Origin of the sequence: Lysinibacillus xylanilyticus (genome assembly GCF_001183605.1) — a bacterium.
Taxonomy (GTDB): Bacteria; Bacillota; Bacilli; order Bacillales_A; family Planococcaceae; genus Lysinibacillus; species Lysinibacillus xylanilyticus.
The window spans coordinates 1,512,368-1,535,270 of sequence record NZ_LFXJ01000005.1; the positions used below are offsets into that span (position 1 = coordinate 1,512,368).

The following is a 22,903-nucleotide window of genomic DNA, read 5'->3' on the forward strand; positions in this document are numbered from 1 at the left end:
TCAGAATTCCAATAAACTTAATTACAATTTAAATTTCCTAACGAGGTCGTTCAAATTATCTGCCATATCCGCTAAATTGGCTGAACTGTTTTTGATTTCATCCATCGAGCTGGCTGCTTGTTCGATTGTTGCTGAAGTTTGTTGTATGCCTGCAGCAGATTGCTCTGATACAGCGGCAATTTCGTCCACTGATTTATTAATATTTACAGTGTCATGTACTACGTCTTCTAGCTTTGTCGTCATGCTGTCAATGTTTGTTGACATCGAGTAAACAGCCTCTGCAATCAGGCTGAATGTGTCATTTGTAGAAGCAATTTGAGTTGTACCTTTTTCAACCTCTTCATAGCCATTTTCTAGTGAGGATGTCACCATGTTAGAATCTTGTTGAATTTTTTGTACAATGCCTGTGATATCGTCCACTGAAACGGCTACTTGTTCAGCGAGTTTACGAACCTCATCTGCAACAACAGCAAATCCTTTACCATGCTCCCCAGCTCTAGCCGCTTCAATCGCTGCATTTAGTGCCAGTAAATTCGTTTGTGCAGCAATATCCTGAATCACTGCCACGATTTTTGAAATTTCCTGTGTTTGTTTACTTAATTCATCCACCTTATAAACTGCATCCTTCACAATATGATTGATGGATGTCATTTGCTCAGTTGAAGCGGCCATTAAACCTTGGCCTTCTTTCGTTAAAGCCATGACATTTTGGGAATATTGTTGAACATCCGTACTACTTTTACTGACATCTGTCATTTTAAATGTGAATTCTGTCATTGTTGTTGCTACATCTGATGCATTACTTGCCTGCACTTCTGTGCCACTCGCGATTTCAGTGACTGTGTCGACAATTTGTTCCGTACCCGTTTTAACCTCAGTCGCTGATTGCATAAGCTCTTCACTATGCGCAGCTACGTCATTAGAAACTGATTGAATTTGCTTTAATAGACGGTTCAAAATATCGGACATCGTATTTGTCGCCGCTGTAAGCTGGCCTACTTCATCTTTTGATTTCACAACAAGTTCGGGGTCACTTAAATCACCTTCAGTAATTCGTTGCATACGATTTGTCACAGCGATGATTGGTCTTGAAATGATTCGAGCAGTTAACAACGCAATCATGATGGAAACAATCACAATCACAACACCGACGACTATACCTGTAAGCTGCTTAGTCTCTCCTGCGCTGACAATGTCTGCACCAGTCGCATTAATCAATTGCTTACGATGCTCTGCTAAGTCCTCAAAGCCTTCACGTATTTCCGTAGCCTCATCACTCATTGCTGCTAAATTTTTTATTGCTTGTTCAGTTTGGCCTTGATCGTAAACAGTAAATACTTCTTTTTCAACATAACTGCTCCATTCTTTAGCCATTTCCGCAAATTTATTGAAATCACCTGTTTCTGATACAGCTAAACGTAATTTTTCATTCTCATCAGCACGCTTGACATTATCTTCAAAAATTTTCTTATACTTTTCATCACCAGAAAGTACATATCCTCTAGCTGCCGCAATTCTTAGCCCAATCGTTTGAGCTTCTTCATAATCTGTTATCAGTAATTGCAAATCTTCATCTATAATTTGTTCAGTTGCGCTGTTGCTTTGGTTGACTGCATAAAAATTGTAACCAATGTATAAAACCACTACTGCTACTACAATGCTGAAGGAAAAAACGATTCTTTTACTAATTGACTTAAAATTCATTTCAAATTCTCCTTACTTTCCAATGCAATAATGTGCATTGTCATAAATTTGCATACCATTAATAATCTAACACTCCAAAGCTAAGTTTGGATTGATTTGGTATTTTTCCTGAATTAAACGAAATAACTAGTTAATTTTTATGTAATTTTTAGCTGATTATACAATCTATAATTTCCAGACAGACGGACTACCCCTAAAAATAAAAGTAGGTCTTTTGATACAAAAAAGAACAGCCTTAAAAGCAAGCTGTTCCTTCTATTTAAATATTAATCCCAATAATTAAAGATAACATCTCCTAATGTTTTACTGTCAAAGTGTGAAATGTATTTCCATTCCACCTCAGATAAGCTATGCAACTCTTTATCTCGAGTCAACAATGTATTTAATGTATCGGCAGTAAGACATTTACGCATCGGAAAATATTTGTGTAAGTGATCCTTTGTTAAAAAACGGGAGCGATCTTCATCGAACTTAGCAAACGCAATATAAGGCATCAACCTGTGATGAAGAATCGTCAAACGTTCATCTTCCAGCTGAATCACCGCTTGCATATAAACAAAATGAGGTTGATTAATAAATTGTAAAGCTTTTGCTCGTTGTTCACTTGTCACTAAATGATAAACCATCGACTGGAAAGAACGCATATCCTGTTCGATCAAATGATCTGAATCAAAACCTGAAATCCCTTTAGTTAATCGCAACGAATCACCCCTTTATTATTGTGTCTATATGACCTTCTATTAAAGATGGGTAGATTCCTTCAAAAATGATTTATTTTCTTGTTATTTGATAATCAATTTCTAAAAAAGTCAGACAAAAAAAGGATTACTTAAAAGCATGTAAATGATTGATATTTAAATGAAGGCTGTTTTCGAAAAGATGCAGTTTAGTTCAATAAGAAATTTGATAAATTCAATTGTTTTTATATCGCATTAGTGAAAAGTTGGAGAATACCGAAATAGTGATTATTTAGCTACAGACTAAGATGCAATACAATCTAAGTGATAAGTCAATTTCTATCTAGAGAATTACTTCGATTTCACAAAAAAGCAGTATTTGTATATGTATAAATGCAGGTATAAGTATGACGAATGGAATAAAACTGTTCAACACTTGGAATTAGAAAAAATTGAAATTGAAGGATAATAGACAATTCGAACATACGGCGTAATACAGATGGCAAAAAAACTTAGGAGAATAATTAATGAATTTCAAATTAAATGAGCCAATATCTAAGCACATCTCTTAGATATTGGCTCTGTAGAAGTGAACTTGCTATGGTCGATTCCAAATAAATGTTGTAACAATATACGGCAAAAGTATGGCAATGACAAAAACGAACAAATTTCCTGATAATCCTATTACTTTCAATTTTCCTTTAGAATACAACAAAGCTAAGATAATCCCTATTATAGGTCCTGTAATTAATACACTTCGCCATACTATACCTGGAACAAGATCAATATTAAACAAGGTTAGTGCATAAAAAAGTAAGTTAAAGATAAAAACATAAATTGATAAATGTTTCATAGCTAGGCTCCTTTTTGATTTCAGACTATTTATAATATACGTACAATAATGTAGTTAAGTTTCGCTCTTGAACTTTTTATTTATAATGAAAAAGCTTATTGTTAATACGAACTGTTAGGAATTTGAAACGTATTCCGAAAAAATGTGCATTAGAAAATAGTCAAACCAGAAGCAACAATCTTTGAGAAAACAGCCTAAATGAAAAACAGACCCTCTTATGTAGCAGAGGGTCTGCTTTTCATTTTTCGCTCAAATTTTTCAGTTTATCGCCTAACTTTTTCTTTTTATCGGACACTTTTTGAGATTTATCGAATTCTTACGCCCCTACAAACAGCACTGCCTGTCCAATTGCAATATAAAAGGCTTCATGCTGTATCGGGCTGTTGTCTTCTATTTGCAAGGTGATCTCGAAATGAGTCTCTTGAAAAATAGCCTGCCAGCGTGCAATCGGTTGATCATCTAGAGAAAATACTGACCAGTCTTCCATTTCCTTATTCAGTGTTATTTTTTGGACGCCATCTGTGATAATTAAATCAGGGATCATAATTTGCCAGCCATCATAAGCAATCATATACTCTTTGCCTGAAACAAAATCCTTCCCTTTAAAGTGTACTCGACCACGACGCGACATCTTCTTACAGGTGAAAAGAGGCTGACCATTGACATCGCTGACATCGAAACGTACAAAATAGCGATAGTCCATTGTGCGGTCAAACACCTTTTTCAATCCATTCGAATAAACGCGTTGAACAGTAGACGATATTTCCCCCGCATCATTTTTAATTGCTACTGTCTCTGTTGACTCAATCGCCGCTGGTTGTTTATATGTATAACTCTTCAATCCGTTCGCTCCTTCATTCTGTTGCTTCCTATAAACTAACATAAAATAAGCGCCAAATACAAAGGTTGTATTTGGCGCTTGATATTTTATTTATTTTGCTTTGGAACTTCTACTGTGAATGACTGGAACTTCACTTCTTTTAGTGACGACTTATCGAATGGTATTTTTGTTTCTGTGCCATCCTTATTAATTTGTACACCGCCTCCGCCTGAAGGAAGCATTAAATATGGAGTAATCGTTAATTTTTGAACATCGACTGAAATTGGGTCAAAGGATTTAGTGCTACTAAAGTTCCAAACACCCTTATCGAAATGACCTTCTCCGCCACCAGAATGCGAAGTAATCTCCTTGCCATTTTGATCGGTAATACGGAATTCTATAAACGATGCACCTACTTGTGAATTATCAATTGTCCCCTTTTCAGTAGCTTTATAGTCAAGTGCTATACCTGATGGGCTAAATGAAATTTTGGACACATCTAGTTGAATGCCCTCTGCTTTTTGCTGATGGTTGACTGGAACATAAACAATATCCGTAATTTTTTTAACTGGCGCTTTGAATTCCCATTTTTCCCCTCCTTTGCCTTCCAGCACTAAGCCCATTTCAAAGGAATCTGGCATGTTATCCTTCACATCAAATGTCGCGATACCAGTACGAACTGTAGGACTTAAAACTTTTTCACCATAGGAACCAGAACTCGCCTCAGGATTTTTACCACTTATTGTGAAATCTAGCCCTGCACCAAAGTATTCATTACTTAATTCCTTTTCAGAATTAATTGTAAATCCTACCGTAATATTAGATTCGTCATAAAGGATTTCATCTAACGTCACAGAAATACCGTTAATTGTATGCTTTTCTCCAATAGTACTTGTTAACCCTTGTTCACTAGCTTGTTTTAACCCGGGTAAGCCTGAATTACTAAATACCGACCCGACAATTGGTAGCTGTGATAATGTGCTTGCGAAAGTTGGTGATACATATGCTGCGGAACCTACCATAATACTAAATGCAGCTGCTGCACTTGCTACATACAATAATGGTTTACGTTTGCTTTTTCTTTTAATTTGCACAGGTGTTTGAGTCATATTTGTTTGCTCCTCTGCTTGTTTAATTCCATTTGCAATCGCTGCTCGTACCTCATCTCTTGGGAATTCTGGAAGGGTACTGTTTTCATTAAATGGCTTTTTCATTGAACGTTGCACTCCTTTCTAATTCTCGTTTTAATTGCTTTTTCCCACGATGCAAATACGTTTTAATAGTGCTAACTGGCTTTTCCATTACTCCTGAAATTTCTTTAATCGATAAATCGTGATAATAAAATAAAATAATGGCCATTTGCTGAGAATGATTCAAATTCTGAATAGCTTCCGATAAATCGATTGGATTTGCTATAACATTTTCTTGCTCCTGTAAACGATTTAATAATTCACTTTCTTCATAAGGAATGATTTTCTGCCCTTTTTTTAGCACCCTATAGCATTCATTTATTAAAATGCGAAACAGCCATGTGGAGAAAAATTCCGGATGCTTTAGCTGATGAACGGTTAGATAAGCTTTACATGCCGCTTCTTGAATCGCATCTAGTGCATCCTCTTTTTGGCCAACATAAGAAAGCGCAGTATAGAATAATTTTTCTTCCTCTAGAATGAGTAGTTGCTCAAATGCATCCTTATTCCCTGTAATAGCTTGTTTGACGATTGATAAGTCATGTTCCATGCTGTTGCCTCCTTTCAATACTTAGAGTCAATATCTCTATCAAAAGGTTTCACTTTGACTAAATTCTTTTTCATTAATATAACGTGAGTTTGATTTCGAATTATTACATCAGAGGCGGTTCAATTCCTATGTAAAAAAACTACACCTCCAATTGTTAGATGCTGTGTCTAACAATTGGGGTGCAGTTCATTATTGGGTGCTTTTTTTTACTATTTCAAGGAATTTTTCGAATGCCTGTTTATTTTGTATTTCATAAGTTTTGTTATTAAATTTTACTAGTCCGTCTTCATTGATATCAATATTATGCAAAGCGTTGTTGTGATAAATAACCAAAGAGTATCCGATCCCATAAGTAAAATTAGAGTTGCTATTTCGTTTTATTTCTAGTTTTTCTAGTGAATTTATGAAAGTTGGAAATAAAGTACTATCTTTTTTGATAGATGTAGTGTTTATCTCTGCATCTCTATTTATGACAGTAATATTATGGGTTTCCTCTGCTAAAGAATCTGTATCGAAAAAATCTTGTACAAGATTTTTTGTTTTGTATTCATTAAAAAAATATAGTGAGACCATTGCTATTAAAAAGAAAGCTATAATAAAACTTATTTTTTCCTTCATTTTAAGCAACCCCTGATTAAAATTTTAACCTTTTTAGGGTTTTTAGTCAAAATCAGGTTGTTAAAAGGCTACTTTTTTTCCCTTTATATAGTAAAAGAGAGAAAGGAGAGTGGAACCATATAAGAAGCTGGGACAAAGCTGGTCAAAACCATAAAAATATACATATTTCCAGCCTCTACTTCACTATTATACAAAAAGATAATACTTCTTACCTAATCGTTTTTTACTCTTTGTCGAAATATAAAAATACTGCTTATTATTCCAAGTCCACCAAATAACAAAATCCATTTTTTATTAAAAAAAAGTCCATACACCAGGATTGCACTACTAATAATTCCACTTGAAAAAGTGCTAAATACTATGGACTTTTTTTGGGGTTTAGGGAATTGAATTGAAGTCTCCAGATTTTTATTTCCCCAGTTACAAGCCACATCCATGATACTAAGTAATTTGTCTAACATCTGTTTATCCCTCTTTCCCCTAATTTTTAAATACGATGTAAGAAAATAAAGCATTGGATAGAGCACCCAAAAAAGCTAACATTGAAATTGATAAACAAACCATTCCAATAACCTTTTTCGTCTTGGATAATAAAATAAACCCTAAGATTAGCAGGACGATTGCTACAATGATATTAAACACGATAAAGAAAGGTGTTGTTCCTTTAAGAAAGTCTATAATACCCCAAAATAAACTCATTGCTCTCCCCCTATTGTATATTTGACATTGAGCGCCTACTCAAAGATACTTGCTACCAACTGCTTAGTCATAAATTGAAATGCGGCAAAATGATCACAGTCCATTGATACTCCATCTTTACTGGCAATACTAGAAAGTAGTACGCTGAAAGTCGAAAATGCTAGCTTTTCAGAAACCTTTAATTTTAGATTTCCTCGTTTGATAGCAGTTCGAAAAAGATTACTACTATCAAATGTTAGTTTTTCTTTCATTTCCTCCGATAGTTTACTAAAAAATGATGTGAAATCGGTCGTTTTTACGTCATAAAGAAATGGTTTGCTTTCGTATTCATAGTAAAGTTGGATTATTGCTGTTTCAAAGCCGGACTTTTCAGGGCATTGTTCAATTCGCTTAATAAAATCCCCATAAATAGTTTCTTGAATGTCATACAAAACTTCAAAAAAAAGTTCTTCCTTACTTGAATATAAATTATAAAAAGTCCCCGTTGATATTTCTGCTTTTTTACAAAATGCACCAATACTCGTTTCTTTATAACCCTGAGAAATCCAAAATGCCATACACTCATCTTTCAATTTACTTTTAATCAGAAATTTATCTTCTTCTGAAAAAACTTTTTTTCCTCTCGCCATAGGTCAATATCTCCTTTATGAATATTTTACACGAATATTCACATGATATATTCACATGTTACCATCAATACCATTTCTTGACAAGGTATTTAAAAATAAGGTCTCCTTCATATGTTGGGAGGACGTTCAATCCGTCACTTAGGCTCTGCTATCTTGCATTTTGTTCGTTCTATCCACGACTTTGTTTGTTCTATCCACGATTTTAATTGTTCTTTCCACGACTCTGGCTCTTCTATCCACGATTTTAATTGCTCTATCCACTTCTTTGGCTCTTCTTTCCACGATTTCGATTGTTCTTTCCACGACTTTGGCTCTTCTATCCACGATTCCGATTGTTCTTTCCACGGCTTTGGCTCTTCTATCCACGATTCCGATTGTTCTTTCCACGGCTTTGGCTCTTCTATCCACGATTTCGATTGTTCTTTCCACGGCTTTGGCTCTTCTATCCACGATTCCGATTGTTCTTTCCACGACTTTGGCTCTTCTATCCACGATTCCGATTGTTCTTTCCACGTCTTTGCCTCTTCTATCCACGATTCCGATTGTTCTTTCCACGACTCTGGCTCTTCTATTCACGATTCCGATTGTTCTTTCCACGTCTTTGCCTCTTCTATCCACGATTTCGATTGCTCTATCCACGTCTTTGCCTCTTCTATCCACGATCCCGATTGTTCTTTCCACGATTTTGCCTCTTCTATCCACGATTCCGATTGTTCTTTCCACGACTCTGGCTCTTCTATCCACGATTCCGATTGTTCTTTCCACGACTCTGGCTCTTCTATCCACGATTCCGATTGTTCTTTCCACGACTCTGGCTCTTCTATCCACGATTCCGATTGTTCTTTCCACGACTCTGGCTCTTCTATCCACGATTCCGATTGTTCTTTCCACGACTCTGGCTCTTCTATCCACGATTCCGATTGTTCTTTCCACGACTCTGGCTCTTCTATCCACGATTCCGATTGTTCTTTCCACGACTCTGGCTCTTCTATCCACGATTCCGATTGTTCTTTCCACGACTCTGGCTCTTCTATCCACGATTCCGATTGTTCTTTCCACGACTCTGGCTCTTCTATCCACGATTCCGATTGTTCTTTCCACGACTTTGGCTCTTCTATCCACGTTTCCGATTGTTCTATCCACGTCTTTGCCTCTTCTATCCACGATTCCGATTGTTCTTTCCACGGCTTTGATTGTTCTACCCACCTCTTTTGCCAATCTATCCGTCACCTATGTTTCTACAAAAAAAGTAGGCTACTTCATTTAAAGTAGCCTACTAAACTCTTCTTTATTTATCCAATTTAAAAGTAATGTCGCCAACTCCGATTTCTGAGTTGATCTCTATTTTCACATCTGCTTTGTCATACGCTTCGTTTACATAAACCCCTTTGCCTTTAGAAATTAAGCCCTCTATACTTGAAGTGCCGATGCCTTCTTCCGTCGTAAGCTTTACCCCAACTTTTGATGGTAAAATGACAGTAGTTTGACCAACACCTGTTTCAATATTCGTTTCGAAGCTTTTTTTCCAATCACCACCTAAATTCACATTAAGATCGCCAACACCCGTGTCAATATTTAATTTTTCTAGCTGCAGCCCTCGTAAGTCTAATTCTGCATCTGACGCGCCTGTTTCAATTGATAGATCCATTGGAATATCTTCATTCAATTCGATATCCCATATATTTTTTATTTTCCCAAAACGCACGCTAGTTGAACCTTTATGGTCAATCGATACTTTTCCAGTCTTGCCGCGTAAGTCATATTTTACTTTTGGAGCCAGTTTATCAATATTGTATTGAGCACTACCTTCAACCCAATCCTTGGCACCATTTTTAACCGTGATCTCTCCAACACCAAGCTGTAATTCAACATCTAACCTCTCTGCTTTATCCTTTTCTACAAGAATCGTTTCTTCTTTGGTTTTACCTGGTATGACTGAATTGCACCCCGATAACGCAATTAATGATGCGCCTATAACCAAACCAAATCCCATAATTTTTTTCAATGTAATTTCCTCCCGCTATATAATATTCCAATAAATTCATTATATAGGAATTTTCATAAACAAAAACGACCCTCCGCTTTAAAATCTTCTAAGACCTAAGACGTAGTGAGCACTCATTCCATGGATATGTCAAAAATGAACCCCGTATGAAAACATCATATTCATACGGGGTAGCAATTAATAGGTGAAAATACGTGAATCATTATAGAGAATAGATGTATTCCCTTCATGATCCAATGCATGTATTAGCAATTGAGAAGTAGCTATTTCTGATTTTAGAGGCACTGATATTAATTGCGCATTATTCGAATCAACTGTTTTCTCAATACGCTCTGCCCCAGTGTCTATTATTAATTTTTCAATGTTATGATTGTTAAGTAATGGAATAACAATATAGTGAATGTCTTTCAAATAAATAGCAACCATTGTATCTAATTCACTCTGGATATATTGATCCAGTGCATAGCCTTTTCCATCATGCTTGAATATTGCAATACCTTGAAAGCCATTCTCCGAAAAATAGCCAATTCTATACTGTTGTATCGTTATTGTACCATTCATTTTAACAGTATCTGGATGAAACGGGCCCAGTTCTACAGTATTTCGAATTTCTGCTTCATTCTGTACGTAAACACGATAGCCAATTCGTTCAGACATATTCCCTAAAATGGCGATAATAATGACGATACATAGTAATACTCGCCAAAACCATTTTTTCATGAATGCTAATATCGCAAAAATAAATAAGAACGCAGAACTCACTAATCCTACTCCCATCCATGGTCGTGTTAATACGCTATAGTCTTTAACCTTTCCAGTCTTTTCTGGATAGAGATTTGAATCTACAAGTGTCGACGTCGTTGAATGAATATCATTTTGGAGAAGCATCATATATAAGCCAATTAACAGACAACCCGATACGACTACAGTTAGGATAATAGGCGTTAATGGTTTTCGTCTCTTCGTTGACTGATTGATTTTTCGGAAAGTTTTCATATGACTTTTATGAGAGAATTTACTTTCCTTATAAATTTGATTGATGGCATTACGAATCTGATCCATATTCGAATCCCTCCTCCAATAGCGTGATGCCAACCATTTGACGCGCTCGCCTTAAGCGAGTTTTCACCGTATTTTCTGGTAGCTTTAACAGTACTGCAATGTCCTTTAAGGAAAACTCTGCAAAGTGAAATAGTAGTAGTACATCTTTGTATTTCGTTGGAAGTTTTTCAATCGATGCCACGAGCAATGCATCCGTCTCTCCCAACACTACTTCCCTCTCAGGATTATTGGAATGGCTCTTTAATTTGTTCCAATAATCAATGACTTGTATTTTTTTATAGCGCCAGCTTGAGAGATAACTATGGCAATTGTTAATCGCAATTCGATATAAGTAGGTTTTGACTGAAGACTCTTCTCGAAATTGCTCCATCTTTTCATAGTATTTAACAAATGTGTCTTGTACCAAATCCTCTGCCACTGTCCAATCTTGTACATATGTAAAGCATACGCGTAATAAATAATCCCCGAACATTGCCATGGCTCTAGTTAAGTGAGCGTCTTTCTGTTCTTTTAACATTTTGCTCGCCCCCACAAAAGCATTTACAGTTAGACTGTTGAACAATAAAAAAGTTTCATGAAAAAAATTTTCCATGAAACTTACATGTTAAGGGGTATCTTCTCCCTCCACTAAAGCTTTTAAGTTAGCTAGAGAAGCCTCGTAGCCACTCGTATTAAAAGTGACCTTGGTGCCATTTTTTTCTTCCTCTAATACTATAGCTATCAGTGATTCTTCTATACCTAAGTAAAACGAAAACTCTCGATTTGGCGTTACATTTTTTATCGTTAACACCATCGGTAATTTTTCGGAAAGCTGATTATGTTCATTCGGCATTATCGAGAAAATTATCTCTTCTCCAGCCTCTAATTTAGGAATTTCCCAGATTGAATCTGGGGCGTACCATTGCGTCAGCTGCTGCTCCTCTGTGACAGCTCGCCAAACTGTAGCAATACTTGCATCAATCCAAATCGAACTTTTTTCTTGGTCCATCTTCGCATTCCTCCGTTTGTTAAATTCACTCCTTTTTCTGTAATTTTATCCTATTATATACTTCAATAACAATTACGACTTTAATTTTTTGTTTTTAGGTTTTGCTATCCTATTAAGAAAAAATCCAAATAAAAAGCGTGTTTTGATAATTACTTGATCAAAACACGCGTATAGACTATTTTTATGTTCTACGCATATAAGCACGAACTGTTAGTGGCGCAAAAATCATTACAACTATCGCAGCTCCAATAAGTGAAGCTGACAAATCCCAACCTATAGCTCCGGTATTTGTAAGTTCTCTGACGGCTGTGACAAGATGTGAAATTGGATTAATTTTCACAAACCACTGTAGGAAATTTGGCAAGGTTTCGGCTGGAACAAAAGCGTTAGAAAGAAATGTAAGTGGAAACAGTACTAGCATGGAAATTCCTTGTACACTCGAAGCTGTTCGTGCAATGACACCAAAGAAGGCAAAGATCCAGCTAATAGCCCAAGCACAGACAATAACTAAAAGCCCTGCAAGTACAACGTAACCTAATCCCCCTTCTGGTCGATACCCCATGATATAGCCCATGGTAAAAGTAAGTACAGTAGCAATAGTGTAACGAATCGTATCCGCCAAGAGAGCTCCGGCCAGTGGTGCAATACGTGCGATAGGCAGTGATTTAAATCGATCAAACACCCCTTTATCCATATCTTCACGTAATTGGACTCCCGTAACGATTGAGGTAGTGATGACAGTCTGCACGAGAATTCCTGGAATGATGACTGGTAAATAGTTTTGGACATTACCCGAAATGGCTCCCCCAAAAATGTAGGTGAACATGAGGGTGAAAATTATCGGCTGAAGTGTTACATCAAACAATTGCTCAGGTGTACGTCGAATTTTTAATACACCTCGATAGGCCATCGTTAACGAATTTCTTAAAGATTGATTGAAGCTTGGCTTGTTTAGTAATTGACTTTTCATACTCTTTCCCCCTCTACTTGCACAGAGCCTTTGAGTTCTTGAGGAACATTCTCACCGGTAATGGTTAAGAACACTTCATCTAAGGTCGGTTTTTGTACGCTAAACTCGTCAAGTTGTATTCCTTTTTGACGAAGTGCGATAAGTAAATCAGTAACCGTGTCAACATTTGACATCGGGGCCGTAATCTTTCCGATGCCCTGTGTTACTGTTGTTTTTACTTTAAGTATTTGTTCTACGATTTCACGAGCAACTATGATCTCCTGGGGATTTTGAATGTTCAAATGTAAAGATGATGTACCTACAGATGCCTTTAGTTCATCGACTGTCCCCTCTGCAACAACTCGACCATGGTCAATAACGGCAAGTCGATCTGCCAGCTCATCAACCTCTTGAAGATACTGTGTCGTTAACAGAACTGTTGATCCTGTATCTACTAATCGACGAATTGTGTCCCACATTTGATTTCGTGTTCGTGGGTCTAACCCTGTAGTCGGTTCATCTAAGAAAATCAATGGTGGCTGTGCGATAAGACTGGCAGCCAAGTCCAAACGACGGCGCATACCGCCAGAGAAATTTTTCAAGGGACGTTTGGCGGCTTCTGATAAACCGAACTCTTCCAGTAATTCAGCTGCTTTATTTCGGGCCTCAGTACGTCCCAATCCTAGCAAACGAGAGAAAATTATCAAATTTTCCGTTGCACTAAGCGACTCGTCGACCGAAGCATACTGACCAGTGACTCCGATTAATTGACGTACAATGTGCGGGTCTTTCACTATGTCATAACCGAATATTCGTGCCGACCCAGCATCTGCACGTAGTAGGGTTGCTAGCATTCTGATAGTAGTAGTCTTGCCTGCACCGTTGGGACCAAGTACGCCATAGATAGTACCAGCGCGTACGTTTAGATCGACACCATCTACTGCACGATTATCTCCAAAATGTTTGATAAGACCCCGTGCTTCAATGGCCCACTCACTATTTGCTAACGAGCTTTTCATTCTATTCACATTACCCATTGTAATTCCTCCTCGCTAATTACCATCGTTTCATATTTCATGAAACGGATGAAAATCACTTTTATAGATGTTATTTAATTATCTATAAACGGATGATACAACAAGTTTATGAACTGAATGTGAAACGAATAATCTAAGACATTCATTGAATTTGATCAGCCGTATGTTTACCAAGCAATACTACAGCGTTTTTGAACTAATCCTCGTATTTTGCGTCACCCTATATAAATTCATTGCACCGAGAGCGACAGCTATTGCAACAATGTCCAGCGCTACTTGATAGCTTGAAAATACCGTTACCATATAGCCATATAACGAAGGAGCGATTACAATAAAAAACTGATTCAACGTCAAGGCTGCACTCACAGTTAGACCAACATAATGTGGATGCGATTGCTCTGTGACACAAGCAATAAACAACGAATACCAGCCAAGTGCTACGAAGCCTAATAAGAAACAACAGAATAGCATCAGCACTTGCGCTTGTAGCATAAGTGGCAATATGACAGTAAGAATAACTGCACTAACCATTACTATCATTAATAAATATTCCCGCTTCTGTGCAAAGAATTGATCACTAATCCACGCTATGGCTACCCTTCCAATCATTCCGCCGATTAATAAAAGGCTTAAATACTGCCCCGCCTCTGTTAAGGAATAACCTCCTTCTTGATGTAAATAACTCATGAAATGAGCAACGAGTATCATTTGTAAGGTCATCATGACAATTCCAACAATATAGATTGGATATAAGTCTTTATTATTTTTAATAGCTTCTAGCTTCTCTTTAATAGTGACAGAGGTTGCAGCTACTGCTACGCGATTTTTAGGCTCCTGATAAATTAGTAAAAAGAGCAGTCCTCCTCCAATAGCCACGAAGCCTTGTACAAGATGCACCGATGTTAGGCTATGATGATAATACATATATGTGAGAATGGCTGACGCTAAGGCACCGCCAATTGGGATGCCTGTTTGTCGAATGCCAATCGCCAGCCCGCGATGTTTATCTGGAAACCATTTCACAATTGCTGTGCTGCCCCCCGTTTGTGCACTTCCGTACCATACGCCCACGATTAATAATAAAAGTATCAACACTGCGTAATTATTTACTAACATGAGAAGTAGCGCTGAGAATCCTAGTAAAATGGATCCCCATCCGATAATTTGTTTTTCTCCTTTTTTATCCATTAAATAGCCGAACAGCATCATCGAAAAGATTGGTCCAATATTAACGGCAGAAACGATAAACCCTGTTTGAAACGATGATAAATTCCATTCGATTTGATAAAATGTGGCAATTGGCCCCATGCCGTACGTCACAAAAGTTGCCGCAGTTTGGGACAGTGTAGCTACTAATACAATGATCCATTTATAATATGTATTCATAAAAATTCCTCCAATGCTGTTACACTAATTCATTAACTTTACGTATTTGAGTTTACGCTTGTCCTATGAATGCGTAAAATGGAGGAAAGTGATAGTTGCTATCAAAAAATTTTATAGGTGTGTGACATACAACATGAACATAGAAGAAATAGCATTAAAAATCGAAATTTTGGAGAGGCAAAATCTTAGTAAATCTGCTGAAATAACGAATTATACTCAATCTGCCTTAACTTCTAAAGTTAAGAAAATGGAGGGAGAAATTGGTCAGGAGGTGTTTAAACGTACACCGCAGGGCTTGAAGATTACGAATGTAGGAACACAATATTTAAAATTTTTAAAACTAATTACAGAAGAGTACGATGAATTTTTACAAGGAATTGGTTCAGCTCAAACGAATACGAAAATTAGCCTCGGCACTTCCCATACAACGATTAAAATTTATGGCGCATCCATTATGAATGCCTTGCAAACAAACAATATACGTTTAGATGTCGATTTCATTGTTGAATCTAGCACTTCCTTAAATCAAAAAATACATAATGCCGAAATGGATTGTGCTCTGACGAGTAATCCTATTAAACACTACCCTGATTTAAATTATGACTTGATTGCAACCGAAACATTTGAAGTCATTTCGAACGATTCTTATATTCTTGATTTTGAGAAACGTTCACCTGTTACACTACTTGTGTTAAGTAGAGGCTGTATGTATTCACGGGCGATGGCAGAGTGGTTAAAAAAGAATCATGTTCCGTTTACGATGAAGGAGATAAAATCGGTAAGTAGTATCCTTGATTTCCTACAAATAGATAATACGATTGCAGTGTTAAATACAAAACTAATTGATCTTTATAACTATTCCAACATTCACTATTACGATTTGCAGCAGCTAAACAAAGTAATAGAAACTGTCTTTATTTATAAGAAGAGCGAAAGTCAACAACCTTCTATTTTTCAACTAAAACATATTATTGAATCGTTGTTGCTGGAAGACCCTATCGAACAAAGCTAGTTCGATAGGGTTTGGAGATTTATCGCCCTAATTTTCAGGTTTATACCCGACTTTTTAAGTTTATCGCCTAACTTTTTTAATTTATCAGCCAACTTTCTTAATTTATCACCTAACTTTTTTAATTTATCAACCAACTTTCTTAATTTATCGCCTAACTTTAATTTATCACCCGACTTTCTTAATTTATCGCCCACCTCACAAAAAAATCAAAGAACAGCTAATCCTTGCGAGCCAAAATAAGGAAGCTGTGTCCAAGCGGCTACCTGCAATCTAACTAAACTTCCATCCCCTTGAATAGCAAATACAGAAACTGTCCCCTGATTTCCGTTCAGAGTGTAAAAATGCCGCCCATCTCTACTCACTCCAACATCCATCGGCAGTCCAGGTGCTGTACCGATTGGTGTACTAGTAATATGTCCTGCCACTGACAATACACCATTAGGATCGATTCGATAGGTGGAAATAGTGCCGCTTAAAGTATTAGTAATGAATGCAAAACGTTCGTCTCTAGTTGTGATTACCCAGCATGCGGTTTTATATCCATTTGGTATTGAGCCACTGATCACACGAAGAATCCCGTCGTTGCTCAATGAATAGGATGACAGGGCATTTGAACTTGCTTCAGTAACTAAAAGGATTCCAGATGATAGAAAATATGCACCCAATGGGCCATCACCATTAGAATCGTTTACGATTGGTTCTGAAACCGTACCATTTTGATTTACATTGAAAACACTAAGACGGTTTGAAGTGTACTCGGTTACAAGAAGTTTACTACCATCACGTGTGAATAGAACCTGAGCGGGCTCGGCATCGAAAGTGCTCAGAGAACGTGAAGAACCAGCAATAGGACTAAGGCGCCCTTGTTCATCTATGTGAAAACCCATGATGTTAGATGCATAATTGTTTGCGGGATTCCCAACGTTAGCAACATAGACAAGATTACCAAACACATCTACACTATTAGGCTGTGCTCCTCCCGATGGCTTCACATCCACGAGAACGGGCACACCGCTGTCACTAATGATAAAACTGCTAATAGTATGGCTGCCTGCGTTCACAGCAAGAAGGAAACGACCATCACGGGACAAAGTTAAAGCTCCTTGTGACGTAAGAGGGTCAACACCATTGTTTGGCGTTGCAGTAGAGACTTTCCTTGTACCAGTACCTCTACCATTAGTTGGATAGACACCCACAAATGCGAGCATTCCATTTGTGTCCCTGTAAAAAGCAATGACTTGATTCATCACTTGATTATTCGTCATCATGTAAACCATACTCACATTTGCAGGGAAATTTTTATTCATAAAATCCTTCCTCCTTTATAGTTTTATATGGTTCTTTTACGGTTTCGATTCCCTGGTTTTTATTTTAAGCTGTTTTCGAAAAGATTGAAATTATTCAACTAACGGGGCAGAATAGTTGAAGAAAAACGACTTTTTGTTATTGATATATAGTTAAGTATCTAGGTAGCAGCAGTAAATGTTGCTACCTTTTTTATTTTTTGGAGATTCATAAATAATAATCTGTAACGTAGTAAAAGAAGAATAATTGAATGGTTATATTTTAATTTGTGGTAGAAAAACTTTTTAAGTTAGCTGTACGTCAAAATTAATAGAGTGCGCTTATAATGAATTTTTCACCTTAAGGAGAGGTTGTAAAAGATGAATAAAACAGATTTAGGAACAAACATCGCAGATTTTGTGATGCAGAATAAAGAGAAGTACTACAGACTGGCTTACCAGTATGTGCAAAATCGGGACGATGCACTTGATGTGGTGCATGATGCCATTAATAAAGCGTTCTCTAATATGAATTCTTTAAAAAATCCTGAGTATATAAGAACATGGTTCTATAGAATTGTCGTGAATACGGCCCTTGACCTGCTTCGGAAACGGAAAAAACTTATTGTTATAGATGACGAGATACTATCTAACTTAGATACAGGAATGGTAGATAAATATGAAAATGTTGATTTAAATACAGCAATCAATGCACTACCAGAGCAGTACCGTAGCGTGCTTATACTTCGATACTTTGAAGACTTAAAACTAGATGATATTGCTGAGATCTTAAACGAAAAAGTCAGTACAGTTAAAACAAGGTTGTACAAAGCGTTACAAATATTGCGCATCGATATGATTGAGGAGGTAAATAAATAATGGATGATAAATTAATGGAAATGAAAAAAGAATATGACAATATTCCTATTCCAGAAGAATTAGATTTTGTTGTTAGGCAAGCAATAAAACAAGGAATGAATCAGCAAATGAAGAACAAGAAAAATCATAAAAAATTGCCTAAAAAACTTACTGCAGGAGTAGCGGCAGCAGCACTATTTTTTGTAGTAGGTGTGAACACGAGTGAACCTTTTGCGGCTTCCGTAAAAGACGTGCCTGTCATTGGCAGTCTAGCAAAAGTTGTTTCCTTCCGCGAATTTAAAGAAGAAGATAAAACATATAAAGCAGATATCAAAGTACCGGCTTTACAAGGATTGGAGAACACTGAATTTGAAGCAAGCTTGAATAAAAAATATATGGTTGAAGCCCAAGCACAATTTGAAGCCTTCAAGGAAGATATGAAATATGTTGAGAGCGTGGGCGGAGGGCATATTGGAGTCGAAGGAGGTTATGAAGTGAAAACCGACAACGATCAAATCCTTGCTATCGAGCGTTATGAAATCAGCACATCAAATGGTTATTCCGCAAGACAATTCGATACGATAGATAAAAAGAACGAACTATTAATTTCATTACCAAGTCTTTTCAAAGATGAAAACTACATTTATAACATCAGCAACAATATCATTGATCAAATGATCGCAAATTATAAGAAAGATAGCAGTAATTACTACTGGGTAGCGGGGATTGTTGAAAAGCCTGAAGAGGTATCATTTGTAAAAATTGATAGAAATCAAAGTTTCTACATCAATAACGAGGGCAAGTTGGTCATTTGCTTTGACAAATATGAAGTAGCACCAGGGGCAATGGGCGCTTTGGAGTTCATAATTCCTACTGAGGTCATTAAAGATGATCTTGAAAGTAATACGTATTTCAAATAGCCCTTGAACAGAAAATGTATCAAGGATATACACGATGTCATTAAAATTATTTCTTTGCTGAGGTTATCTTTATAAGGAAAAAAGAAATTACAAAAGAAAAAAATCCCGAAATGAAGTCTTTTATCCAAAATATTTCTATAATAAAAGCCTTATTCAACTCCCATGAAAGAACTTAATCATCTTTCATTTTCTGTGGTGTGGCGCTGGTTTTTGCGCTACATGGATGGCTAACGGGGGCTTTTCTTGAAACAATCTTGGGGAAAACAGCTTTTTTTAAAACAACAAATGGACAGCCAAAACAGCTGTCCATTTGTTGACGTGGAGCAACACCTAGCTTTTTTCGATGTAATAAAAAAAACAACGGCAAAGTGAAAAAGCCGTTGTTTTTAAGTTGAAATAGAAAAACAAAATGATGTCCCATCTTCGTTTGTATGGAGTTCATAAGTTACTTGAAGAATTCTAGCGATGTCATCGATGATCTTTAAACCTAGTCCCCCTCTTTCACGATTTTGTTCAAAGCCAGTACCGTTATCCGTCATGAAAACCTTACTATCTTTTATTGTTATCTCGAGCTTTGTTGCTTTTGAATGTTTCAATGTGTTTTGGAACACATTATCGAACATGCGTTGGAGCCATAGTGCATTACTCGTCCATGTTAAATGGGCATCCTCTGAATGGAAAATTAATTCAATGTTTTCCATTCTATATAAATAACTCCATTTTTTTATCATCGTTTCTAACAATGTCGTGAGTTGCACTTCCTCCGTAACGATATAAGAATTCTCCATTGTGTCTAAGGACTGCAAATTAAATTCATTCGTTAAGCTAGCGATATAATGTATTTGCTCATTCAAGGATTCCACCAATTTAGGTTGCTCCTTATAGTAATCTTCTAGATAAAATAGTTGTAAACGGATCGCTGTTAACGGTGTATTTATGTCGTGTCTTAGCTTTTGTAGAAGCTCTTTTTGTTGCTCCTGCTGTTGTTTAAGTTCTAATTCCCGATAAGTAGTTCGCTCAATTAATATATTTACTGACTGAATTAACTGTCCAATTTCATCCTCACTACCAACCTCTAATGTACTCGGTGTACTTTCATTACTCGCTAAATCACGAATAGTTTTATTTAGCATATTAATTTTCGTTAATAATGAATTGATCGATTTCGAAAATAAAAATGCTAGCAAACATAATGATAGGAAGAACACAATCAGCATCGTTGGATAGGCGAAAGATTCATGGAATGGCGTGCCTTTATTTCTAGTTTTAAAAGCGAATTCATAAATAATAGACATCGACACACTAATCCCTAACAATACGATTGGAACACTGACTATAGCAGTAAATAATAATAATCGATATTTTGTCTTTAGTGTCATTTCTTTATGTAGGTATTTAACCGATACCCTTCTCCGTAAATATTTTGTAGGATGGTACCTGATGAATCATGAATTTTCGATCTGATCTTTTTTATGTGGACATTGATGATATTTTGATTTCGATCTTCAAGCGGCCATAAGTAGTCAAAAAAATGATCCTTCGTTAACACCCTATCCTTGTTGTCAAATAAATAAAAGAAGATTTTACGTTCGATTGCTGTTAATGAAATTTCATCATGTATATTATTTTTAAATAACTTACGATGCTCTATATCAATCAATAGATGCTGGATTTGCGTAAATGTCCCATATTGCTGCTCTAGCATTTTCTGCATTCTTAAAAGGAGCTCTCTCGGATCAAATGGTTTAGTCATATAGTCTTCACCAACAGTTAACCCTTGAAGCTTGCTCTCTATATCATTACGAGCTGAAAGAAAAATAATGGGGATATTTAAGCCTAAGCTTTTAATATTTTTTGTCAGCTGATAGCCATCTTCCCCTGGGAGCATAATGTCCATTATGACTAAATCGATTTGATGGATCAAGTTCATAATTTCTCGTCCATCAGTTTTCCATACAACGTCGTAACCTTCACGTTGTAGTATTTTTCGCATCAAATCGCCAATCATTTGGTCGTCTTCTACTATTAAAATTGTAAATCCTTTCATTATCTCGGCCTTTCTTTGTTGCCAACTTTTGTCTTCATAAACTCTATGGCAAGATTATAAATCTCATCAGGCTTATATAAATAGATACTATGAGTACCACTTAATTCTTTCACTTCCGCTATGTTAATTTGCTCAGCAAATTCGGCATATTTCTGGCTATGGTACTTCGTAAACTTCGAATCTTTATTTTGTTCAGCGATAGCATCTATTAATAATATCGGTGTGTCTTTTGGTTTTGGAAGCTCTTCTGATTTTAAACTATTTTCATACACATGTAGTAACTCATTTTTCATATCATCATTAAAAACTTGTTTATAAGATAGTGCTTTATAAATTTCTTTTTCTTCCGCAGTTAAAAACGATTGCTTCATTACTTCTGGATTATACACTTGCGAAGGGGCTAAACGTTGTAAGCCTATTTTCGTTAGCAAATTCATTCCCCTAACAGTCCATAAATCGACTACTCCCATTTTTTGCTCCACATATTGACTTGGCAAACCAATATCTAGCGCAATAATCCCCTCAATTTCTTCAGGATATTTTTGTGCCCAATAAATCGCTTCAACCCCTGAGATGGAATGTGGCACTAATATATAAGGAGGCTTGTTTCCACTTTTCAGGAGAGCTTCTCTCGTTTGTGCTAACATTGTATCAATATCCCGTTCGTCCTTCGAGACATCGCTAAACCCGTATCCTGCCCTTTCAATAACAGCAATCTTATGTTCTTTTGAAAATTTACTGTATAGCCCTTTCATTTCATATATCGGTGCCGCAACCCCTGAGCCTGCCATAAACACATAAGTGTCCTGACCATCACCCTCAGTGTAAACATTGATTTTTCGATGATCGACCTCAACAAGTGTTCCTTTAGTATTTAAAAGTTCGGATTCCTTACTAAGCTGATATCGATGATAGCTAAATATCACCACTAGTCCGATAAGTATAACCGTAATAAAGTAGATAACTATTTTCTTAAAAAGTTTTTTCATAAAATTCCCCTTTCAGTTGATAATGAAAGGATAAACAATAAAAATAAATTTCTAATTAATTTTTTGCAGAAAATAAAAAAGCTGTCTAAAAGTGTTTTACTCCACTTAGACAGCCCTTGACCTAGAAAATTATTAATCGGGATACGTCTCTTGTAAAAAAGATACAGATCGTTGGATGAGTGACTTTAATATTTCCACATCAATATCCGCTAGTTTATTGATATAAACACAAGCTTTTCCCGTTGTATGTTTGCCAAAATCCTTTAATAAGTTGTCTCGCTCGCTGTCACCTGGGGCAAAATATAAACTGATTTTAGCTTTTCGAGGAGAATATCCAACTAAAGGTGCGTCGCCTTCATGTCCGGTCTTATATTTGTAATGATATGTGCCAAATCCTATAATACTAGGCCCCCACATTTTTGCTTCATATCCTGTTACTTCAGCAAAAATGTCCAATAGTCGGTAAGCATCTTCTCGCTTTTTTGGATTATCCACATTTTCAATAAATTCAATGACACTCTCGTCAGTTTCTTTTGTTTTTAATTCGTACATTTTTTTACCTCACTTTCTAAAGTTGAATTTTGATGCATCATAACATTTCCAAAGGGCTTCCACAATAGAAAAACA

General features: G+C 36.5%; 26 protein-coding genes. 3 read left to right on the forward strand and 23 right to left on the reverse strand.

Annotated elements, in window-relative coordinates:
- Positions 1 to 21: 21 nt before the first annotated feature.
- From ACZ11_RS10225 to ACZ11_RS10310, 18 genes are all read right to left on the reverse strand, one after another.
- Positions 22 to 1,704, reverse strand: a complete 1,683-nt coding sequence (locus ACZ11_RS10225) for a methyl-accepting chemotaxis protein (RefSeq protein ID WP_049665790.1) — start codon at positions 1,702 to 1,704, stop codon at positions 22 to 24.
- A gap of 266 nt (positions 1,705 to 1,970) precedes the next feature.
- Positions 1,971 to 2,405 carry a hypothetical protein gene (locus ACZ11_RS10230; protein ID WP_049665793.1) on the reverse strand — a complete coding sequence of 145 codons (435 nt, stop codon included), beginning with the start codon at positions 2,403 to 2,405 and terminating at the stop codon, positions 1,971 to 1,973.
- Positions 2,406 to 2,979: 574 nt separating this feature from the next.
- Positions 2,980 to 3,234 carry a hypothetical protein gene (locus ACZ11_RS10235; RefSeq protein WP_049665795.1) on the reverse strand — a complete coding sequence of 85 codons (255 nt, stop codon included), beginning with the start codon at positions 3,232 to 3,234 and terminating at the stop codon, positions 2,980 to 2,982.
- A gap of 316 nt (positions 3,235 to 3,550) precedes the next feature.
- Positions 3,551 to 4,075 (reverse strand): tubby C-terminal domain-like protein, encoded by a 525-nt coding sequence (locus ACZ11_RS10240; RefSeq protein WP_049665796.1) that lies wholly within the window; start codon positions 4,073 to 4,075, stop codon positions 3,551 to 3,553.
- A gap of 86 nt (positions 4,076 to 4,161) precedes the next feature.
- Complete coding sequence (locus ACZ11_RS10245) at positions 4,162 to 5,268, reverse strand: DUF4179 domain-containing protein (RefSeq protein WP_049665797.1); 1,107 nt, start codon at positions 5,266 to 5,268, stop codon at positions 4,162 to 4,164.
- Positions 5,252 to 5,794 (reverse strand): sigma-70 family RNA polymerase sigma factor, encoded by a 543-nt coding sequence (locus ACZ11_RS10250; RefSeq protein ID WP_049665801.1) that lies wholly within the window; start codon positions 5,792 to 5,794, stop codon positions 5,252 to 5,254. Before ACZ11_RS10250 ends, ACZ11_RS10245 begins: the two co-directional genes overlap by 17 nt.
- 189 nt (positions 5,795 to 5,983) lie before the next feature.
- Positions 5,984 to 6,412: a hypothetical protein gene (locus ACZ11_RS10255; RefSeq protein ID WP_049665803.1), complete on the reverse strand. Its 429-nt coding sequence runs from the start codon at positions 6,410 to 6,412 to the stop codon at positions 5,984 to 5,986.
- A gap of 212 nt (positions 6,413 to 6,624) precedes the next feature.
- The gene (locus ACZ11_RS10260) at positions 6,625 to 6,873 is read right to left on the reverse strand and encodes a hypothetical protein (protein WP_049665804.1); all 249 of its coding nucleotides are present in this window, start codon (positions 6,871 to 6,873) and stop codon (positions 6,625 to 6,627) included.
- A 19-nt stretch (positions 6,874 to 6,892) separates the two neighbouring features.
- Positions 6,893 to 7,111: a hypothetical protein gene (locus ACZ11_RS10265; RefSeq protein WP_049665806.1), complete on the reverse strand. Its 219-nt coding sequence runs from the start codon at positions 7,109 to 7,111 to the stop codon at positions 6,893 to 6,895.
- A 35-nt stretch (positions 7,112 to 7,146) separates the two neighbouring features.
- Complete coding sequence (locus ACZ11_RS10270) at positions 7,147 to 7,740, reverse strand: TetR/AcrR family transcriptional regulator (RefSeq protein ID WP_049665808.1); 594 nt, start codon at positions 7,738 to 7,740, stop codon at positions 7,147 to 7,149.
- 138 nt (positions 7,741 to 7,878) lie between these two features.
- Complete coding sequence (locus ACZ11_RS26585; RefSeq protein WP_049665811.1) at positions 7,879 to 8,958, reverse strand: hypothetical protein; 1,080 nt, start codon at positions 8,956 to 8,958, stop codon at positions 7,879 to 7,881.
- Between the two features lie 70 nt (positions 8,959 to 9,028).
- A complete protein-coding gene (locus ACZ11_RS10280; RefSeq protein WP_049665813.1) occupies positions 9,029 to 9,745 on the reverse strand; it encodes a toast rack family protein in 717 nt (238 codons plus the stop codon).
- A 177-nt stretch (positions 9,746 to 9,922) separates the two neighbouring features.
- Positions 9,923 to 10,807, reverse strand: a complete 885-nt coding sequence (locus ACZ11_RS10285; RefSeq protein WP_049665814.1) for a hypothetical protein — start codon at positions 10,805 to 10,807, stop codon at positions 9,923 to 9,925.
- Positions 10,791 to 11,324, reverse strand: coding sequence for a sigma-70 family RNA polymerase sigma factor (locus ACZ11_RS10290; RefSeq protein ID WP_161804456.1), 534 nt, complete (start codon positions 11,322 to 11,324; stop codon positions 10,791 to 10,793). Before ACZ11_RS10290 ends, ACZ11_RS10285 begins: the two co-directional genes overlap by 17 nt.
- Positions 11,325 to 11,411: 87 nt before the next feature.
- Positions 11,412 to 11,795 carry an SRPBCC family protein gene (locus ACZ11_RS10295; RefSeq protein ID WP_049665817.1) on the reverse strand — a complete coding sequence of 128 codons (384 nt, stop codon included), beginning with the start codon at positions 11,793 to 11,795 and terminating at the stop codon, positions 11,412 to 11,414.
- Between the two features lie 181 nt (positions 11,796 to 11,976).
- Positions 11,977 to 12,765, reverse strand: coding sequence for an ABC transporter permease (locus ACZ11_RS10300; protein WP_049665818.1), 789 nt, complete (start codon positions 12,763 to 12,765; stop codon positions 11,977 to 11,979).
- Positions 12,762 to 13,781 (reverse strand): ATP-binding cassette domain-containing protein, encoded by a 1,020-nt coding sequence (locus ACZ11_RS10305; RefSeq protein WP_049665820.1) that lies wholly within the window; start codon positions 13,779 to 13,781, stop codon positions 12,762 to 12,764. The genes ACZ11_RS10300 and ACZ11_RS10305 overlap by 4 nt, the downstream gene beginning before the upstream one ends.
- A gap of 180 nt (positions 13,782 to 13,961) precedes the next feature.
- Positions 13,962 to 15,167: an MFS transporter gene (locus ACZ11_RS10310; protein ID WP_049665821.1), complete on the reverse strand. Its 1,206-nt coding sequence runs from the start codon at positions 15,165 to 15,167 to the stop codon at positions 13,962 to 13,964.
- Between the two features lie 133 nt (positions 15,168 to 15,300).
- Here ACZ11_RS10310 and ACZ11_RS10315 point away from each other — a divergent pair, with 133 nt between their 5' ends.
- Positions 15,301 to 16,179 (forward strand): LysR family transcriptional regulator, encoded by an 879-nt coding sequence (locus ACZ11_RS10315; RefSeq protein ID WP_049665822.1) that lies wholly within the window; start codon positions 15,301 to 15,303, stop codon positions 16,177 to 16,179.
- Between the two features lie 206 nt (positions 16,180 to 16,385).
- On the opposite strand, the gene ACZ11_RS10325 is transcribed toward ACZ11_RS10315, so the two are convergent.
- Positions 16,386 to 17,486, reverse strand: coding sequence for a lactonase family protein (locus tag ACZ11_RS10325; RefSeq protein WP_049665826.1), 1,101 nt, complete (start codon positions 17,484 to 17,486; stop codon positions 16,386 to 16,388).
- A gap of 357 nt (positions 17,487 to 17,843) precedes the next feature.
- Here ACZ11_RS10325 and ACZ11_RS10330 point away from each other — a divergent pair, with 357 nt between their 5' ends.
- Positions 17,844 to 18,341 carry a sigma-70 family RNA polymerase sigma factor gene (locus ACZ11_RS10330; RefSeq protein WP_049665827.1) on the forward strand — a complete coding sequence of 166 codons (498 nt, stop codon included), beginning with the start codon at positions 17,844 to 17,846 and terminating at the stop codon, positions 18,339 to 18,341.
- Positions 18,341 to 19,240 (forward strand): DUF3298 and DUF4163 domain-containing protein, encoded by a 900-nt coding sequence (locus ACZ11_RS10335; RefSeq protein ID WP_049665828.1) that lies wholly within the window; start codon positions 18,341 to 18,343, stop codon positions 19,238 to 19,240. Before ACZ11_RS10330 ends, ACZ11_RS10335 begins: the two co-directional genes overlap by 1 nt.
- Positions 19,241 to 19,626: 386 nt before the next feature.
- On the opposite strand, the gene ACZ11_RS10340 is transcribed toward ACZ11_RS10335, so the two are convergent.
- From ACZ11_RS10340 to ACZ11_RS10355, 4 genes are all read right to left on the reverse strand, one after another.
- Positions 19,627 to 20,619, reverse strand: a complete 993-nt coding sequence (locus ACZ11_RS10340; protein ID WP_049665830.1) for a sensor histidine kinase — start codon at positions 20,617 to 20,619, stop codon at positions 19,627 to 19,629.
- Entirely contained in the window at positions 20,616 to 21,287 is a 672-nt protein-coding gene (locus ACZ11_RS10345) for a response regulator transcription factor (RefSeq protein WP_049665832.1), read from the reverse strand. The genes ACZ11_RS10340 and ACZ11_RS10345 overlap by 4 nt, the downstream gene beginning before the upstream one ends.
- Positions 21,287 to 22,276, reverse strand: coding sequence for an alpha/beta hydrolase (locus ACZ11_RS10350; RefSeq protein WP_049665834.1), 990 nt, complete (start codon positions 22,274 to 22,276; stop codon positions 21,287 to 21,289). The genes ACZ11_RS10345 and ACZ11_RS10350 overlap by 1 nt, the downstream gene beginning before the upstream one ends.
- A gap of 132 nt (positions 22,277 to 22,408) precedes the next feature.
- Positions 22,409 to 22,828 carry a DUF1801 domain-containing protein gene (locus tag ACZ11_RS10355; RefSeq protein ID WP_049665835.1) on the reverse strand — a complete coding sequence of 140 codons (420 nt, stop codon included), beginning with the start codon at positions 22,826 to 22,828 and terminating at the stop codon, positions 22,409 to 22,411.
- Positions 22,829 to 22,903: the final 75 nt, after the last annotated feature.